The organism is Streptomyces meridianus, assembly GCF_023703325.1.
Classification (GTDB): Bacteria; Actinomycetota; Actinomycetes; order Streptomycetales; family Streptomycetaceae; genus Streptomyces; species Streptomyces meridianus.
This window is the reverse complement of record NZ_JAMQGM010000011.1, coordinates 1-16,233: the sequence shown is the minus strand read 5'-3', so window position 1 is coordinate 16,233 and position 16,233 is coordinate 1. Positions and strand designations below refer to the sequence as shown.

Below are 16,233 nucleotides of genomic sequence, written 5' to 3'. Positions count from 1 at the left end.
AGAACCGGGCCTCCACCGGATGGCCGTGGACCGCGGAAGCCGGAACACGGGCGCTGCCCGGGACTCGGGCACGAGGAGCTGTCTCGAGGAGTTGTCGAACCGTCTCTGCAGGCAGGGCCATTCATTGCGCCTCGCCCCGGCGCTTCTCGGCGCGCTTCTCCTCTTGGGAGTTGATGTAGTTGTAGACGGTGAAGCGACTGACGCCCAGCGCGCCGGCCACCGTCTCCACCCCGTGCCGCACCGAGAAGGCACCCCGGGTCTCCAGAAGGCGCACGACGGACTGTTTGGTGCGGCGGTCCAGCTCGGACAGCGGTACGCCGTGGCGCCGTTCGAGCTCCGCGAGGATGTGGTCGAGGGAGTCGGAGAGGTGGGGCAGACGCACGGCCAGCACCTCGCGGCCCTCCCAGGCGAGGACGACGTCGTCGTCCCGGGCGTCCTCGGGGGCGACCATCTCACCGCCCATGGCGTCCACCAGGGGTTTGACGGCGGCCACGAAGGGGTGGCCCTCGGCTGCGGTCATGCCTCGCCCTCAGCGACCACGTTGACCTGGATCGAGACCCGCGTGGCCCCGGCCTCCAGGGTCCGGCGCAGCATGGTGTCGACGGTGGCGAGCACCGTCTCGGCCGGCCCATCCGCCGTGTTGCCGAACGGACCGACGTCGATGTCCTCGAGCCCGGCACGCTGCACGACCTCGCGCGCCACCACCGCGTGCGGGGGTGCCTCGTCGAGGTCGAAGGGCTCGGTCGTGAACTCGACCCGCAGTCGTCGCACCATGCCCTCAGCGTAGTCGGCGGGCCGCCGGGGCCCGCGGCCTCGTACCGCGGACCGGGTGCCGGCCGCCCGCGGGGGCGGCCGGCACCCGGATCAGTGGCGTCCCCAGCCGGGGACGGAGCCGTCCATCGTCAGCTCGTACTGGTCGTAGCGGTGCATGAGGTCCAGCAGCTCGTCCTCGGTGGGCCGGTTGCCGTCCTGGTAGAGCTCGGCGAGCCCCCGGAAGTACTCCTCCCGGTTGATGGCCGGGGTGAAGACGATGAGCATCGTCGCCTGGTCCTGGTACGGATTGCGGAAACCGTGCGACATGTTCTCGGGGACGTTCACGAACGTGCCGCGCGGGGCGGCGAAGCTCTTCCCGTCGAGGTGCAGTTCCACCACGCCGTCCAGGACGTAGAAGGCCTCGAGCTGTTCACGGTGCACGTGCGGAGAGGCACCGGGGGCACCCGGGTCCATCTGGTGCTCGAACAGGCCCAGCCGGTCGTCGGTCCAGCCGCCGACGGCCTTGAAGGTCGTCTGCGTGGTGGTGCCGATCTTCACTGCCTCGCCCTCGCCGGGCAGGAATATCTTGGGCAGCATGGTCATCCGGTCTCACTCCTCAGTGTGTCGTCCGTGGGGACGTCGGTCGTGCCATCCGTGGGGACCTGCGGGGCGGCGTCAGTTCTCGTCGCTGTCGGCAGCGGCCTGGAGCCATGACAGGTATCTCTCGCCGGTGTCCGGGAAGACGGTGACGAACCTCTTGCCGGCGTATCCGGGCCGCGAGGACAGCACCCGGCAGGCGTGGGCGGCCGCCCCGGATGAGACCCCGACCAGGAGGCCGGCCGTGCGGGCCACCGTGCGGGCGGTCGCGAAGGCGTCGTCGTCGGACACGGTGACGACCTCGTCGATCAGGCCGATGTCGGTGGTGTCCGCCACGAACCCGCCGTTCAGGCCGGGGATGCGGTGGAGGCCGCCCCATCCCTGGCTGATGACGGGCGAGCGCTCGGGCTCGACGGCCACCACCCGGATCGCCGGGTCCTGCTCCTTGAGGTAGCGGGCGGTGCCGGTCAGGGTGCCGCCGGTGCCGACTCCGCAGACCAGGACGTCCAGTTCGCCGCCGGTGTCGTTCCAGATCTCCGGCCCGGTCGTGGCGTAGTGCGCCTCCACGTTGTCGGGGTTCTCGTGCTGGCAGGCGAACCAGGAACCGGGCAGGTCGCGATGGATCTCCTCGGCCTTCTCGATCGCGGCCACGTAGCCCTTCTCGTGCGGTGTCCTGACGATCTCGGCGCCGAACGCGCGGAGCATCTGGACGCGCTCGTTGGTGGCGTTGTCCGGGAGCACGATCACGCACCGGTACCCGCGGGCCGCGCACAGGGCGGCCAGGGAGATCCCGGTGTTCCCGGAGGTGGCCTCCACCACGGTGCCGCCGGGGCCCAGCAGACCGCGCTTCTCGGCGGCTTCGATCATGTACAGACCGGTACGGTCCTTGACGCTCGAGAGCGGGTTGGCCATCTCCAGCTTGGCGTGCACCGTGGTTCCGGTGTCCGGTGCAGCGAGGTCGAGCCGGACCATGGGGGTTCCCCCGATGAGGTCTTCCAGCGAGTCGGCGAGCGGGCGTTGGGGCAGCGACAGCACGATGTCCTCCGTTTCGGTGGGTCGGATCACCAGGTGGGGAAGGCGGTGACCGCGCCCCTGTCCCGGCCCCCAGCGGCTGCTGCCGCGGGGTGGTGGAACTGCTGAAGCGGCGGCAGCCCTGCCGGCTGCAACCGTCTGCGGGCGGGGGCGGCCTTCGGCGCGAGGACGCGGGAGCCGCCCGGGACGTCCTCGACGACCAGGGCCTGTGCACCGATCACCGCGTCGTCCCCGACGGTGATCGGGCCGAGCAGGGTGGCGTTGGCTCCGATGACGACCCGGTCGCCGAGCCGCGGGTGGCGGCGCGACCCCTCGGGCCGGGCCGCGTCGTGCCACCAGCCGACCGAGCCCAGCGTCACCTGGTGGAAGACCGTGACGTCGTCTCCGATGACCGCGGTCTCCCCGATCACCACCCCGGCGCCGTGGTCGACGAAGAAACGCCGGCCGATCTCGGCGCCGGGATGGATCTCGATGCTCCCCGACAGGACCCGGGCGGCCACCGAGACGAGGCGCGCCGCGCGGCGGAGCCCCCGGCGGTGCAGGCGGTGCGCCACCCGGTGCCCCCAGAGGGCCGGCAGGGACGGGTGGAGCAGGGCCTCGGTGCGCGACCTCACCGAGGGGTCCCGCTCCCGGATGGTGTCCAGGTCGGCGGATGCTGCCCGGAAGAGGTCCGCAGCGCTCACCGCGATCCCTCGGAGACACCGGCTTCCCGAGCGGTGTCGACGGGCTCGTCCTGCGGGCCGGCCGCCGGGGCGGCAGCGGGCGCGGATTCCCCGCTGACACTGCGCAGTTGCTTGACGCGGTTCTCGGCGTACCCCATGCCGACGAGCACCACCAGACCGCCGACCAGCAGGTTCCAGGTGACCGGCTCGCCGAGGGCCAGAACGCTGATCACCACCGCGGCCACCGGGACCACGTAGTTGACCGCGGATGCCGTGGTGGCGCCGACCTCGCCGATGAGCGAGAAGTACAGGATGTAAGCGAGGCCGGTGCTGAAGAGTCCGAGCACGACGATGCTCAGGGTCACCCGGGTGGTGAAGTGCGGGGTGTCCCAGGCGAGGAAGGGGGTCACCAGTCCCTGCAGGACAGCGGCGGCGACGAGCTGCGACGCGGCGAGCGAGAGCGGTGCGAGCCCGCGGGGTGAGAGGTACTTGCGGACGTAGACGAATCCGGCGGCGTAGCTGAGTGCCGCTCCGACGCAGGACAGCTGGCCTCCGAGCGATCCGGCCGCCTCCCGCCACGGGCCGATGACCAGCACCACCCCGATGAAGCCGGCGACGAGGCCGACGGCCTTGCGCGAGGTGACCCTTTCGGCGGGCAGGAGCACGGCGGCGAGCGTCATGGTGAGCAGCGGGGTGGCGCCGACGAGGACGCCCGCGATGCCCGCGCCGGTGGTCTGCTCGCCGTAGGACAGCAGGAGGAACGGGATGACGTTGCCGAACAGTGCGGCGGCGGCCACATGGCCCCAGAGGTCGGCCGAGCGGGGCAGGGGGGCCTTGCGGATTCCGGCGATGGCGAGCAGTACGACGGCACCGAGCACGAGCCGGCCCAGCACGAGCTGGCTGGGTGTCAGTCCTTCCAGGGACATCTTGATGAAGGTGAAACTGCTTCCCCAGAGGGTGGCCAGCAGCAGGAACCGTACGACGGTGGCGTTCTTCATGTGTCTCTTTCCTCAGTTCCCTCAGTAGTTCGGTGTCTTGCGCAGAAGGTTCTTCCGGCCGACGATCTCCGGGACGTAGACCTGCTCGTTCCAGAACTCCTGCTCCACCGGTTCGAGCGCGATCGACACTGCGCCCTCGTCGCACCCGAGAGCGTCCGTCAGGGCCTGGGTCACCACCGTGACCAGGGCGTCCTCCCGTTCCTTGTCGAGCGGGACGGGGAAGTGCTTGATGTTGACGTGCGGCATGCGGCCTCCTTCGGTCCGGGGATCATTTGCCGACGCTCAGGCGGTGGTGGATGACATCGACGAGCTCGTCGATGCCGGGGTCCCTGAGCATGCTGTAGTGATCGGCTTCGAGGTTGACGACCGTGGGCGCCTTCGCCGAATAGCCGCTGCTGTTCTCGATGAAGGAGTAGTCGTCGCCCTGCGCCTTGAAGATCGTCACGGGGGCCGAGATCCTTCTTTCCACCAGCTCCCGGAATGCGTACTTGAACTGGAACGTCTGGTAGACGACCTTCATGATCCGCTTCGCCAGGTCCACGTCCAGGTTGTTGAACGTTCCGCTGATGTAGGACGCGAAGCTCTCCTCGTCCTTGGCCACTTTCAGGCACTCGGCCAGCGCCGGATCGCTGATGCTGCCCGAGAAGACCGAATAGAGAATGGTCACGTAGGCCTCGTTGTGGTATGTGGCCTCGGTCGCGTCGGCGTTTCCCGTCCCGCTGCGGAGCTTCGGCGACCCGGGGGCTATGAGGAACAGGTTCTCCACCTCGTCACCGGCCTTTTCGAGCTGGTAAGCGGTTTCGAAGGCGACCCTGGCGCCGAACGAGTAACCCCACAGCGTGTAGGGGCCGTTCGGCTGGATGTGCTTGATCTCCTTGATGTCCTCGGCGGCCATCTCCTTGATGGCCGCGAAGGGCGTCTCGTCCTGGTTGATGCCGTGCGCCTGCACTCCGTAGAAGGGCCGGCCGAGGCCCACCCTGCCGGCCAGCAGCCGCAGGTTCATGGTGTAGCCCCCGAGTCCGGGCCAGCAGAAGACCGGCTTCTCCGTACCGTCGCCGTGCAGCCGGACGAGCCGTGAGGACGTCCCACCGCCCAGGGCGTCGACCCGGTGCGCGAGTTTCTCGACGGTCGGCGACTCGAAGAGGACCTGCAGCGGCAGTCCGCGCTGGAACTCCTTGTTCATCTTGTTGATGAGCCCGACGGCAATGAGCGAATTGCCGCCGGATTCGAAGAAGTCGTCGAGCACGGAAACCCTCTCGCGCTTCATCTCCTTCTTCCAGAGCTCGCTGATCCGCTGCTCGGTGATCGTGCGCGGCGGGACGAAGGGACGGTCCGCGAAGTCCACGTCCCGCTTCTCCAGCGCCTGGAGGTCGATTTTCCCGTTGGCGGTGAGGGGCATTTCGTCCAGCACGACGACCCGGTTCGGCATCATGTAGTCCGGCAGGAAGTTGACCAGGTCGTCCCTGATCATTTCCGCCGGACCCTTCATGTGCACGACGTCCTCCTTCATCCCCTCGCTGCGGATCTGTTCCTCGCTGACCCGTCCGCCGACGAAGAAGTACGACGGTCCGGACTCCAGTCCGCAGGCGGCGAGAACGGAGTCCATCCGACGCGCGGAGGGCAGGTCGTTGCCCGACTTGGAGCTGTATCCGGAGGACATGAAGCCGAGCCCGAGATCGTTCATCTGAAGGCTCTGGAGCTTCCGCCCCAGATCGACGTAGCTCGCCCAGTCGTCGGGGCCCTTCCGGACGACGGTGATCCCGAGCGACGCACGGTCGTAGACCGCCTGATTGATGGCGATGACGTGCTTTCTCAGCACCAGTTCGTCGGAAATTCGCTCCAGATCACCGTCCCGGTACCGGTACTGGCCGGCCGGCAGGTCCTCGATTTTTCCGGGATGAGACTGGACGTAGACGTCGAAGGAGTCTTCGCACGGTGTTCCGGCGTCCGCTGGAACGATGTCGAACGTGCCGAGGTAGTAGTCCTCGTCCGCGCACTCCAGGCCGTCCTTGACCGCGGGCGTGTACGCGGCCCGCCTGATTCCCAGCCCGTATTCCGGCAGCACTTCCTCGAACAGGCCGACCATGTGGCCGGCCTCGATCTCGAGGACCTCCCGGATGTTGTTCTTGTAGACGGGCTCGATCGCCCTTTTCCTACCGATGAAATGGATTCCGAACCGGTCACCGCCGGCCGCGTCCTTCCGTTGCAGGAGGACGAGCTGGTGCTTGACGGGGTGGTAGTAGTAGCAGCCCGGTTCCAGTCCGCCGATCCCGTTCAGATCGAGGTACATCTGCGTCGCGTACAGAGAACCGGGCGAGGCGTAGCCGTACTTCGGCAGCAGCCGCTCGTCGCTGAGGTACTGCCCGAAGTACCTCAGGATCTGCCCGATCTCGCCGAAGCCGAGCGACCGCGGACTGCGGGACCCCCGGTGTCCGGGCCTGCGCTCCAGCAGACGCAGGACGTCGGCCCGGGACACTTCTCCGCCCTCGAAGAAGCGGTAGGTCTTGCGGGAGAACGCCTGCCGCCGCTGCTCCCGGGCGGGCTCCCGGCCGGGCAGGTCCAACACCGACCTGCCCCGGAGCTCCTCGGGCGTCCGGCAGCCCATGTTCGACAGCTGCGCCTTCACCTGGAGCTTGTTCGCCTTGGACTGGTGGTGGGCGCCGTGGTTGCCCTGGTCCATCAGGGCGGCCTCCCTGGGGTTCAGTTCCACGAAGGCGATCAGGTTCTGGAATCCGCTGCGCGGGTCGTCCTTGACGACGATCGCCGCGTTCTTCACCCAGTCGTGGCTCTCGATGGGCAGCCGTATCTCGTCCAGCTCGACCCGGAAGCCCCGCAGCTTCACCTGGTTGTCCGTGCGGCCGGCGAACTGGAGGGTGCCGTCGGCGTTCCGGGAGACGAGGTCCCCGGTCCGGTACAGGATGGGGTGAGCAGGATCCGAGGAGAAGGGATTGCGGATGAACCGGTCTGCGGTCAGTTCCGGGCGGTGCAGATAGCCTCGCGCCAACTGCACACCGCTGACGTAAAGTTCGCCGACCTCCCCGACGGCGACCGGCTCGCGGCTACCGTCGAGCACGTGGTATTCGGTGTTCCGGACCGGGGAACCGATCGAAATCGCGTGCGGCCCGTCCGCGACGGTTCCCCGGTCGACGACGAAAGCGGACGCGTTGATGGTGCATTCCGTCGGCCCGTAGAGATTGACCAGATCGCAGTGCGGAAGGGCGTCCAGTAACTGCACGGCCAAGTTCTTCGACAGTGCCTCCCCACCGCTGAAGATCTGGGTGAGCGAGGTGCAGCGGCGGAATTCCTCCGCGTCCACGAGTGCCTGGAGCAGTGTGGGCACGCACTGGAGCGTGGTGACACCGTGCCGGACCACGGTCTCCATGAGCCGTTCCGGGTCCCGGTACACGCCCGGACTTCCCATGACGACCCGGGCCCCGCATGCCGGGGCGAGGATCTCCCATTGCGCGGCGTCGAAACTCATCGGCGTCTTCTGCAGGACGGTCTTTCCCCGGTCCAGCCCGCACGCCTCGTGCATCCACTGCATCTGGTTGACGATGCTGCGGTGTTCGATCATCACCCCCTTCGGCTTTCCGGTGCTGCCGGATGTGTAGATGACATACGCCAGATGGTCCGGCCGCAGGCCCGGGGCAACCACGTCGTTTCCGGATCCGACGAGCGATTGCGCGAAGCCGGCCGCTTCCTCCAGGGTGACGATCCGCGTCCCGCGCGGCGCGAGTGCGGCCAGCTTGGGCCGCAACTGCTCCTGGGCGAAGACGATCCCGGCACGCGAGTCCTCGATCATGTAGCGCAGGCGTTCTTCGGGGTACTCCGGCGACAGCGGCAGATAGGCGCCCCCGGAGCGCAGAATTCCCCAAGCACCCACCATGAGTTCGGCAGAGGGCTCGACGAACAGTCCGACCCGGTCGTCCGGAACGACTCCGAGATGCACCAGATACGCCGCCACGTCCCGGCTGCTCTCCACGAGCCGACGACAGGACATCGTGTCGTCTCCCGCGACGACAGCGATGGCGTCCGGATGCGCCTCGGCCTGTTCCAGGAGAAATTCAGGGAGGCATCTTCCTCCGGGGAATGCGGGACTCATCGCGCTGAATTCCTTTCGGCCCAGTCGGACAGACGTGATGCGCTTCTCGTTTCGGAGTTGCCGTCCACCTCTCACACCGGAATCGGGGCGGGCACCGGGCCCGCCCCGGGGATGCTCATCCCCAGCCGGTGTCGTCGCCGTCCTCGCCGCCGGTCATTCCGGGGAGAAGGACGGATGACGCGCCGGCCGCCGGCCGGAAATCCTGTGCGGCCGCCGTCGGAGCGGTGATGCCGGTCAGGGTGAGGACCGCCACGCCGGCGGTCAGGAGAAAGCGGGCACCGATGATCTTCATGGGTCGCATGAACCTTCTGTGTGAGCTGCAGATATCCACCGCCGGATTCCAGTCACCGGGGAGGAACTGGTTCACAGTCACATCAGACCTGAGTCATATTCGAGGCGTTGCAGGGGGCGTGTTCACGCACGTCGTATACACGAAGGGGGCCCATACCATGCCTACTGGCATCATTCGGGACAATTCACCTACGCCTCAGCTCAGCAGCGAGGCCCTGCGCGCCTACGCCTTCGCAGTGAACCGGATCCGCTTCTTCCCCGAGGAACTCGCCGAATCCCTCGACATGGACCCCGGTTCGGCGAAGCGAGCCATCGACGAACTGGAGGCGCTGCATCTGCTGGGCCGGGTCCTCGACAACCCGAGCGAACTCACCCCCGTCCCTCCGGAGTCCGCCGCAGCACAGGTCCTCACCCCCCTGGAACAGGAGGCGCGGCAGCAGCAGCGCCTCATCGACGAGGTCCGGGCCCGCCTCCAGTCCCTCATCCCGCAGTACGAGGCCGGGGCGGCGCACCGAAGACGGGCCGAGTGCATCGAAACCGTCACTGACCTCGCCTCCGTGCGCAGCGTCATCCTGAGTGCCAGCCTCCGCTGCACCACCGAGGTTCTCACCGCGCAACCGGGCGGCGGTCGCCGCACCGAGGTCCTCGAGGAGGCCATCGCCCGGGACGAGCAGATGCTGCGGCGAGGCGTGTCGATGCGCACGATCTACCAGCACACCGCGCAGTACAGCCAGCCCACGATCACCTATGTCGAGCGGACCACCCAACTCGGCGCCCGGGTGCGCACGGTGGGCGACGGGCTGCACCGCATGCTGGTCTTCGACCGTTCCATGGCGGTGATCGAGGTCCGGGACGATCCCAACGCAGCCCTGGTCGTCCGTGAGCCGAGCCTCATCGAGTTCATGTGCACCGTGTTCGAGCAGACCTGGCTCCGCGCCCTGCCCTTCGCGACCAGTTCGCTCTCCCGCGAACAGGCCAAGGCATTATCCGAGCAGATCCGACAGTCGATCGCCGGCCTGCTGGCCGAGGGACTGGACGACAAATCGATCGCGCGCCGGCTCGGCATGTCGGAACGTACCTGCCAGCGCCACATCTCGGAGATCATGTCGCGCATCCGGGCCCGGAGCCGTTTCCAGGCCGGCTACCTCCTCTGCAAGCTTCAGGACGGCTGACCGCATGCGGCTGCGGGGCCGCGGCCGCGCAGCCGGCGCCCCCGCCCTCCCCGCCCGTGCGCCGGTAGCCGAACCGCAGCCGCAGCAGGTCGTCCCGGTGCACGGGCCGCAGCCGGACCAGCCGCAGCGCTCCGGGAAACGGCTGCACCCGTCATGCATCCGCCCGTGCACAAGCCCCGCCCCTGTCCCCGGACGTCCCGAGCGCCGGTGCCTCAGGGCGGAAGTCTGCCATCGGGGAACGTCGGAGGAGTGCGAGACCGAGGTGCGCGGGCCGACGGTCCTTCCGGCAGGCTCCGGGAAGGGGAGCGCCCGATCGTTCTCCGGGGAACGGCCCAGGGACCGTCCAGCCCGTGCCGCCCGGAACTTCCGGGCCGCACGGCTGGGCGCTCCCGGAAGCCGGACCGGGCACGCGACGGTGGGGAGTCGCCTATCGTCCGCCCATCATCTCTTCCAGCTCGGGCAGCAGTTCGGCGGACCGCGCCATCAGCCGGAGCCGGTCGCCACCCCGGCCCACCTCCCGCACCAGGTGGAACCCCTGCAGGGTGTAGCGCCGGACGAGCCCGGCATCCGTGCAGACGCGACGCACCCAGTCCCGCCCCTGCTGGGCGGCACGGTCCACGGCCCACCACGCCATCATCCGTCCCAGTCGGTACAGGTGGTACGACGGGTCGGTGAAGGACGACGACAGATAGAACGCGGGTTCCCGCCGCTCGGCGGCGGACCATCCCAAGGTGGGAGCTTCTTCGAAGAGCGTGGTGAATCCGACCACGCGCCCCTCGTTCTCGACGAGGACCCACACCGGGAACACCGGGTCCGCCACCTGGGCGGCAATCAGATCGGCCGAGTCACTCCGGCCGGGCATCCCCCGCTCCTCCAGCCAGGCGCTCCGCGCAAGGGCGACCCTTCGAACCGACGCCTCGTCACCAGGGGTGGCGGGCCACATGGAAAACCTCTTCTCGGCGGCCACGATCCGGCCTCTCCCTTCAGTTCGGACCATGTCCCGCCGGGTGAGATACGACGCCCGGCGGGGCTGATGCCCGTAAACCACCGCCACCGGTCGATGGTCACTTCCGCACGTCAGATGCCGCCCCGCTCCCGATGCCGAAACTGATCACATGTGCGAAATTGTCCCATTTATGTAACGAGGAACGTTTCTTCTGGCGAAGAGCTCAGGTATCCAGACATCTTGGCCTCTCTCCTCCGAGAGGAAAGCTGAAAAATCTGCAGAACTGGCGTGGTCGGCAACGCTCTCGCCGAGAGGCACCGAGCCCCGGCGCGCCCAAGTCCACGACACCACCGCACACGGACGGGGTCACCGGTTCCGACCCGATGACCCCGTCGCATGACCCCCAACCCGCACAACGCAAGGGGTGTAGGCCATGAAGGAATCGTCCACCCGTAACACTGCGTCCGCATCGCACGTGCATCGAGTCGAACGAGCACGTTCCGGAGACGTCGACGCGTTCGCCAGTCTCTACCACGACTACCGCGCCAACGTGTTCCGGTACACGCTCGCCAGGATGCGGAACCCGGCCCAGGCCGAGGACATCACCAGCGAAACGTTCATCCGCGCCTTCCAGGCCATCCACAATTTCACGCCCACCCACGTGGACATCGGGGCCTGGTTCATCACCATCGCGCGGAACCTGACCGTCGACTACGCCAAGTCCGCATGTGCCCGCCGGGAATGGCTCGTCGACGACGTGGTCGGCTGGGACCGGGCCGTCGTGCCCTCGGCCGAGGACCAGGTTCTGCAGACCGCCCGGTACGACCCGCTGCGCCAGGCTCTGCTGGCCCTGCCGAGCGACCTGCGCGAAGCCCTGGTACTGCAGTACTGGGCAGGCTGGCCGAAGCAGCGCATCGCCCGGCGGATGAAGCGCCCCACCGCGGGCGCCGTGAAATCCATGAGGAACCGGGCCATCCAACAGCTCCGGACGAGCCTCGACGCGGGGACCTTCACCCCATGACGCCCGCGGAAGGGAACCACCACAGCGGACCGGCCGCCCCGGCCGCACCCCTGTTGCCCATTTCCCCCCTGCTGTCGGACCTCCCGGCGGGAGTGCACCTGACCGCCACGGAAGCCCACCGGGTCATGTTGCACTGCGCACTGGACTCGGCCGGCGTGCGCCTCCTCTCGGACGATGTACTGGCCGTCATCCGCATCGCCGAACTCAACTACCCCACGGTCGGCGCCGTCGTCTCCTGGCTCGGCCAGACGGAGCATCGCCACTGGTAGACGGTCCGCGCCCCACAGCCGCAGCCCCCGAGCAGCGCATCCTCGGGGGCTGCCGTTGCGGACCCTGAGCCGCCCCCGCGCCTGCCGGGCCCCACCGCGTCCTGCGCGCTTCCGCGCGTTCCCCGTGGCCGAACTGCTGCGAGTGACTCCCCAACTCGCCCTGTGTGGTGGACGATGGCAGCCGAAGAGACCCCCACGAACAGCGCTGGAGCCGAGATGGCAGAGAGCGTGCCGGTGCAGTGCCCCGCGTGCCTCCGGGAGCACTCGTTCAGCCCGCCGACCTTTCCCTGTGCCTGTGGCGCGCCACTGACGCTCCCGATGCTGCGCGGCGCCGACCCCGTGCCTCTGGGGCACCCCACATGGGAGAACTCCTGGGTCGCGGTGCGCTGCGCGTCGTGCGCGCGTGTCGACCAGTGGCCGCAACCCGAACTCGGCTGCACCTGCGGCGCGGTGCTGCACCTGCCGGTGGCCGAGGCCTCGCTCGGTCACGGGCCGGTGGCCCCCGGCGAGTACAGCGCCGTGCAGCCGGCCCGCACCTGCGACGACCCCCGGCCCGCCTTCCAGCCGGTGACCATACGCACCAGCCGGGACGCCGTCACCGCGGCCGGCCTCTACCTGAAGTGGCTCGGGTTCACCGATCTCACCCGGTCCGGCGAGCGCCCGGCATCCGGCATCGACATCCGGGGCAGCGGAGTGGTCGCCCAGGTGGACCCGGCGACCAGCCCATCGCGTCTGCGCGACATCGAATGCCTGTGGCTGCACGGGCTGAACACGTCGTCCCTGCCGGTGTTCTTCTCGCTGGCGGGCTACGCACACAACGCCCGGGCCCGAGCCGACGACCTGTGCGTGCCCCTTTTCGTCATGGACCTCACCGGAACCCCTCAGCCGGTGAACGACGCCGCCGACGACCTGCTGCGCACCGGCGCGATCAAGAGCTGAGCCGAGGGGCCCCTGCGGGCGGACCGGCCCGCGGTCAGGGGGCGGGAGGCTGCGGGGCGAAGCTCTCGCGCAGCTCGATCTTGCGCACCTTGCCGCTGACCGTCATCGGAAAGCTGTCCATGACGCGCAGATGGCGCGGGACCTTGTAGTGCGCTAGCTGCCCGTCGCAGAAGCGGGCGAGTTCGTCGAGCGTGAGCGGGTCGGCGGCGTCGCGCGGGATGACGCAGGCCATGATCTCCTCGCCGTACTTCTCGTCGGGCACTCCGACCACCTGCACGTCCGCGATCTTGGGGTGCCCGTAGAGGAACTCCTCGATCTCCCGCGGGTACACGTTCTCCCCGCCACGGATGATCATGTCCTTGATGCGGCCGACGATCGCCAGATAGCCATCATCGTGCATCACGGCCAGATCCCCGGTGTGCATCCAGCGGGCCGCGTCGATCGCCTCGCCCGTCTTCTCCGGCTCCTCCCAGTAACCGAGCATCACCGAGTAGCCGCGGGTGCACAGTTCACCGGATTCGCCGCGCGGCACGGTCACTCCGGTGACCGGGTCGACGACCTTGACCTCGATGTGCGGAAGCACCCGGCCGACCGTGGCCGTGCGGTGCTCGAGGTCGTCGTCGCGGCGGGTCTGGGTGGACACCGGCGAGGTCTCGGTCATCCCGTAGCAGATGGAGACCTCGGACATGTGCATCTCCGCCACCACACGCTTCATCACCTCGACCGGGCAGGGGGATCCCGCCATGATGCCGGTGCGCAGCGTCGCAAGGTCGTGGTCGGCGAAATCCGGCAGGTTCAGCTCGGCGATGAACATGGTGGGGACACCGTAGAGCGAGGTGCAGCGCTCCTGTTCGACGGCCCGCAGGGTGGCCTCCGGGTCGAAGACCGGCGCGGGTATCACGATGCACGCGGCGTGGCTGGTCGCCGCGAGGTTGCCCATCACCATGCCGAAGCAGTGGTAGAAGGGCACGGGCACGCACACCCGGTCGGCCTCGGTGTAGCCGACCATCTCCCCGACCCAGTAGCCGTTGTTGAGGATGTTGTGGTGGGAGAGGGTGGCGCCCTTGGGGAAGCCGGTGGTTCCGGACGTGTACTGGATGTTGATCGGGTCGTCGCAGCTCAACTCGCTCGCAAGACGCATGAGTTGCGCTCGGTCGACGGAGGATCCCGCTGCGGCCAGCTCCTCCCAGCTCGGGTCACCGATGAGGACGACCTCGCGCAGCGCCGGGCACTCCGGCCGCACCTGCCGGACCATGGCACGGTAGTCGCTCGTCCTGTAGGACACCGAGGACACGAGCAGAGTGACCCCGGACTGCCTCAGGACATAGGCCAGTTCGTGCACCCGGTACGCCGGGTTGATGTTGACCATGATGGCGCCGATGCGCGCGGTCGCGTACTGGACGAGCACCCACTCGGCGCAGTTGACGGCCCAGATGCCGACCCGGTCCCCCTTGCCGATGCCCTTGGCGAGCAGGCCGAGCGCGACCTCGTCGACGGCCTGCGCGAAGGACCTGTACGTCCAGCGGCGCCCGCTCTCCACGTCCACCAGGGCCTCACGGTCGGGGTGCGCCGCGACGGCCCGGTCCAGGTTGGCGCCGATCGTGTCACCGAGCAGGGGGGCGTCGCCGATTCCGCTGCTGTACGAGAACTCGGTCACGTCAGGTCTCCTTCGCGGTGTTCGGCGGTGCTTCCCTCGGCGGTGCGGTTGCGCAGTTCGACGCGGCGGATCTTGCCGGAGACCGTCTTCGGAAGGTCGGCGAACTCGATGCGGCGGATGCGCTTGTAGGGCGCGAGTGTCCTGCGGGAGTGGTCGAACAGGACCGCGGCGGTCTCCGGGCCGGGTTCCCAGCCCTCCGCGAGCACGACGTACGCCTTGGGAACGGACAGTCGCAGCGGATCGGGCGCGGGCACGACGGCGGCCTCCGCCACCGCCTCGTGCTCGAGCAGCGCGCTCTCCAGCTCGAACGGCGAGATCTTGTAGTCCGATGCCTTGAACACGTCATCGGAGCGGCCGACGTAAGTGATGTAGCCGTCGGCGTCCCGGGACCCGATGTCACCGGTGCGGTAGTAGCCGTCGGCCATCGCCTCGGCCGTGCGCTCCGCGTCCCCGTGGTAGCCCGTCATCAGCCCCACCGGCTGCTCGTCGAGGACGAGGCAGATCTCCCCCTCGTCGCCCGGCTTCCCGGTGGCCGGATCGAGCAGGGCGACGGTGAAGCCCGGCGTGGGACGGCCCATCGAGCCCGTCTTCAGCGGCTGGCCGGGGGTGTTCGCGACCTGCACGGCCGTCTCGGTCTGCCCGAAGCCGTCCCGGATGGTGACGCCCCAGGCCTCCCGGACACGTTCGATCACCTCGGGGTTGAGCGGCTCACCCGCCGCGACCACCTCGCGCGGCCGGGTCCGCAGCTGTCCCAGATCAGCCTGGATCAGCATGCGCCACACGGTGGGCGGGGCGCAGAAACTGGTCACCCCGGCGCGGTCCATCTCCGACATCAGCCGGACGGCGTCGAACCGCGTGTAGTTGTGGATGAACACGGTCGCCTCGGCGTTCCACGGGGCGAACAGATTGCTCCAGGCGTGCTTCGCCCAGCCGGGAGAGGAGATGTTGAGGTGCACGTCGCCCGGCCGGAGCCCGATCCAGTACATCGTCGCCAGGTGGCCGACGGGGTAGGAGACGTGGCTGTGCTCGACGAGCTTCGGCTGCGCGGTGGTACCGGACGTGAAGTACAGCATCAGGGGGTCGGAGGCCCGGGTCGGGCCGTCCGGCTCGAAGGAGTCCGGCTGTCCGTAGGCATCCTCGTACCGGAGCCAGCCGGCGTCCGCACCGCCCACACTGACCCGGGTGTAGTCGCCGGGCACCTCGCCGAACTTCGGCGTGTCACCGGACCGGACGACGACGTGCTTCGCCCGGCCGCGGACGACCCGGTCGGTGAGGTCGGCCGGACCCAGCAGAGGCGTGGCCGGAATGACCACGGCGCGCAGCTTCATGGCGGCCAGCGCGGTCTCCCACAGCTCGGCCTGGTTGCCCAGCATGACGATGATCCGGTCGCCGGCCCGCACCCCCTGCTCGCGCAGCCAGTTGGCGACGCGGTCGGAGCGGGAGGACATCTCGGCGAAGGTCAGGCGGGTCTCGGTGCCGTCCTCCTCGACGATGTGCAGTGCGGGACGGTCGTTGCCGAGGGCGATGCGGTCGAACCAGTCCAGCGCCCAGTTGAAGGCGTCCGGCCGCGGCCAGCGGAAGCCCGCGTACGCCGCCTGGTAGTCCTCCCGATGGGCGAGCAGGAAGTCCCGGGCGGCCCGGAACTCCTCGGTCGCACTGGTTACCGCCATGTGTCCTCCCTCGTCGCGGACCGCCTGGTGTGCATCGTCTCCACAGTCCGGCGCGTCACACCACCGTTCCTCATCAGTGAGCAGGAGTGGGTCTTGGACCCATACCTGGTCTCTGCGGACATCC

The 16,233-nt window shown here is 68.7% G+C and carries 16 protein-coding genes; 4 read left to right on the top strand and 12 right to left on the bottom strand.

Annotation, left to right across the window (positions count from 1 at the left end; translation table 11 throughout):
• Positions 1 to 121: 121 nt before the first annotated feature.
• From M1E25_RS04655 to M1E25_RS04620, 9 genes are all read right to left on the bottom strand, one after another.
• Positions 122 to 520 (bottom strand): helix-turn-helix domain-containing protein, encoded by a 399-nt coding sequence (locus M1E25_RS04655; RefSeq protein ID WP_251409997.1) that lies wholly within the window; start codon positions 518 to 520, stop codon positions 122 to 124.
• Complete coding sequence (locus tag M1E25_RS04650; protein WP_251409994.1) at positions 517 to 774, bottom strand: YkoF family thiamine-binding protein; 258 nt, start codon at positions 772 to 774, stop codon at positions 517 to 519. Before M1E25_RS04650 ends, M1E25_RS04655 begins: the two co-directional genes overlap by 4 nt.
• Before the next feature lie 90 nt (positions 775 to 864).
• Positions 865 to 1,356: a cupin domain-containing protein gene (locus M1E25_RS04645; protein WP_251409991.1), complete on the bottom strand. Its 492-nt coding sequence runs from the start codon at positions 1,354 to 1,356 to the stop codon at positions 865 to 867.
• A gap of 72 nt (positions 1,357 to 1,428) precedes the next feature.
• Positions 1,429 to 2,382 carry a cysteine synthase A gene (gene cysK / locus M1E25_RS04640; protein ID WP_285830380.1) on the bottom strand — a complete coding sequence of 318 codons (954 nt, stop codon included), beginning with the start codon at positions 2,380 to 2,382 and terminating at the stop codon, positions 1,429 to 1,431.
• Between the two features lie 29 nt (positions 2,383 to 2,411).
• Complete coding sequence (epsC, locus tag M1E25_RS04635; RefSeq protein WP_251409988.1) at positions 2,412 to 3,065, bottom strand: serine O-acetyltransferase EpsC; 654 nt, start codon at positions 3,063 to 3,065, stop codon at positions 2,412 to 2,414.
• Positions 3,062 to 4,042: a DMT family transporter gene (locus M1E25_RS04630; protein WP_251409985.1), complete on the bottom strand. Its 981-nt coding sequence runs from the start codon at positions 4,040 to 4,042 to the stop codon at positions 3,062 to 3,064. Before M1E25_RS04630 ends, epsC begins: the two co-directional genes overlap by 4 nt.
• Positions 4,043 to 4,063: 21 nt before the next feature.
• Positions 4,064 to 4,288: a tautomerase family protein gene (locus M1E25_RS25735; RefSeq protein ID WP_308290389.1), complete on the bottom strand. Its 225-nt coding sequence runs from the start codon at positions 4,286 to 4,288 to the stop codon at positions 4,064 to 4,066.
• Between the two features lie 22 nt (positions 4,289 to 4,310).
• Positions 4,311 to 8,144 carry an amino acid adenylation domain-containing protein gene (locus M1E25_RS04625; protein WP_308290388.1) on the bottom strand — a complete coding sequence of 1,278 codons (3,834 nt, stop codon included), beginning with the start codon at positions 8,142 to 8,144 and terminating at the stop codon, positions 4,311 to 4,313.
• A gap of 115 nt (positions 8,145 to 8,259) precedes the next feature.
• Entirely contained in the window at positions 8,260 to 8,436 is a 177-nt protein-coding gene (locus M1E25_RS04620; RefSeq protein WP_251409982.1) for a hypothetical protein, read from the bottom strand.
• A 157-nt stretch (positions 8,437 to 8,593) separates the two neighbouring features.
• On the opposite strand from M1E25_RS04620, the gene M1E25_RS04615 reads away from it, so the two are divergent.
• A complete protein-coding gene (locus M1E25_RS04615; RefSeq protein WP_251409979.1) occupies positions 8,594 to 9,607 on the top strand; it encodes a helix-turn-helix domain-containing protein in 1,014 nt (337 codons plus the stop codon).
• A gap of 427 nt (positions 9,608 to 10,034) precedes the next feature.
• Here the strand turns inward: M1E25_RS04615 and M1E25_RS04610 are convergent, their stop codons facing one another.
• On the bottom strand, positions 10,035 to 10,469 hold the full coding sequence (locus M1E25_RS04610) for a GNAT family N-acetyltransferase (protein ID WP_251409976.1): 435 nt from the start codon (positions 10,467 to 10,469) through the stop codon (positions 10,035 to 10,037).
• A gap of 517 nt (positions 10,470 to 10,986) precedes the next feature.
• On the opposite strand from M1E25_RS04610, the gene M1E25_RS04605 reads away from it, so the two are divergent.
• The 3 genes from M1E25_RS04605 (at position 10,987) to M1E25_RS04595 (ending at position 12,782) form a co-directional block, all read left to right on the top strand.
• Positions 10,987 to 11,574, top strand: a complete 588-nt coding sequence (locus M1E25_RS04605; RefSeq protein ID WP_251409973.1) for an RNA polymerase sigma factor — start codon at positions 10,987 to 10,989, stop codon at positions 11,572 to 11,574.
• Positions 11,571 to 11,843 carry a hypothetical protein gene (locus M1E25_RS04600; RefSeq protein ID WP_251409970.1) on the top strand — a complete coding sequence of 91 codons (273 nt, stop codon included), beginning with the start codon at positions 11,571 to 11,573 and terminating at the stop codon, positions 11,841 to 11,843. Before M1E25_RS04605 ends, M1E25_RS04600 begins: the two co-directional genes overlap by 4 nt.
• 216 nt (positions 11,844 to 12,059) lie before the next feature.
• Positions 12,060 to 12,782, top strand: coding sequence for a hypothetical protein (locus M1E25_RS04595; protein WP_251409967.1), 723 nt, complete (start codon positions 12,060 to 12,062; stop codon positions 12,780 to 12,782).
• Positions 12,783 to 12,816: 34 nt separating this feature from the next.
• Here the strand turns inward: M1E25_RS04595 and M1E25_RS04590 are convergent, their stop codons facing one another.
• Together M1E25_RS04590 and M1E25_RS04585 are read right to left on the bottom strand one after the other, a co-directional pair.
• On the bottom strand, positions 12,817 to 14,439 hold the full coding sequence (locus tag M1E25_RS04590) for an AMP-binding protein (RefSeq protein WP_251409964.1): 1,623 nt from the start codon (positions 14,437 to 14,439) through the stop codon (positions 12,817 to 12,819).
• The gene (locus tag M1E25_RS04585) at positions 14,436 to 16,109 is read right to left on the bottom strand and encodes an AMP-binding protein (RefSeq protein WP_251409961.1); all 1,674 of its coding nucleotides are present in this window, start codon (positions 16,107 to 16,109) and stop codon (positions 14,436 to 14,438) included. The genes M1E25_RS04590 and M1E25_RS04585 overlap by 4 nt, the downstream gene beginning before the upstream one ends.
• Positions 16,110 to 16,233: the final 124 nt, after the last annotated feature.

Bases quoted from the DNA above. Each gene is read 5' to 3' on its own strand.
- M1E25_RS04655 (WP_251409997.1), bottom strand. From the start codon at position 520: ATGACCGCAGCCGAGGGCCACCCCTTCGTGGCCGCCGTCAAACCCCTG.
- M1E25_RS04650 (WP_251409994.1), bottom strand. From the start codon at position 774: ATGGTGCGACGACTGCGGGTCGAGTTCACGACCGAGCCCTTCGACCTC.
- M1E25_RS04645 (WP_251409991.1), bottom strand. From the start codon at position 1,356: ATGACCATGCTGCCCAAGATATTCCTGCCCGGCGAGGGCGAGGCAGTG.
- M1E25_RS04630 (WP_251409985.1), bottom strand. From the start codon at position 4,042: ATGAAGAACGCCACCGTCGTACGGTTCCTGCTGCTGGCCACCCTCTGG.
- M1E25_RS25735 (WP_308290389.1), bottom strand. From the start codon at position 4,288: ATGCCGCACGTCAACATCAAGCACTTCCCCGTCCCGCTCGACAAGGAA.
- M1E25_RS04625 (WP_308290388.1), bottom strand. From the start codon at position 8,144: ATGAGTCCCGCATTCCCCGGAGGAAGATGCCTCCCTGAATTTCTCCTG.
- M1E25_RS04620 (WP_251409982.1), bottom strand. From the start codon at position 8,436: ATGAAGATCATCGGTGCCCGCTTTCTCCTGACCGCCGGCGTGGCGGTC.
- M1E25_RS04615 (WP_251409979.1), top strand. From the start codon at position 8,594: ATGCCTACTGGCATCATTCGGGACAATTCACCTACGCCTCAGCTCAGC.
- M1E25_RS04610 (WP_251409976.1), bottom strand. From the start codon at position 10,469: ATGCCCGGCCGGAGTGACTCGGCCGATCTGATTGCCGCCCAGGTGGCG.
- M1E25_RS04605 (WP_251409973.1), top strand. From the start codon at position 10,987: ATGAAGGAATCGTCCACCCGTAACACTGCGTCCGCATCGCACGTGCAT.
- M1E25_RS04600 (WP_251409970.1), top strand. From the start codon at position 11,571: ATGACGCCCGCGGAAGGGAACCACCACAGCGGACCGGCCGCCCCGGCC.
- M1E25_RS04595 (WP_251409967.1), top strand. From the start codon at position 12,060: ATGGCAGAGAGCGTGCCGGTGCAGTGCCCCGCGTGCCTCCGGGAGCAC.
- M1E25_RS04585 (WP_251409961.1), bottom strand. From the start codon at position 16,109: ATGGCGGTAACCAGTGCGACCGAGGAGTTCCGGGCCGCCCGGGACTTC.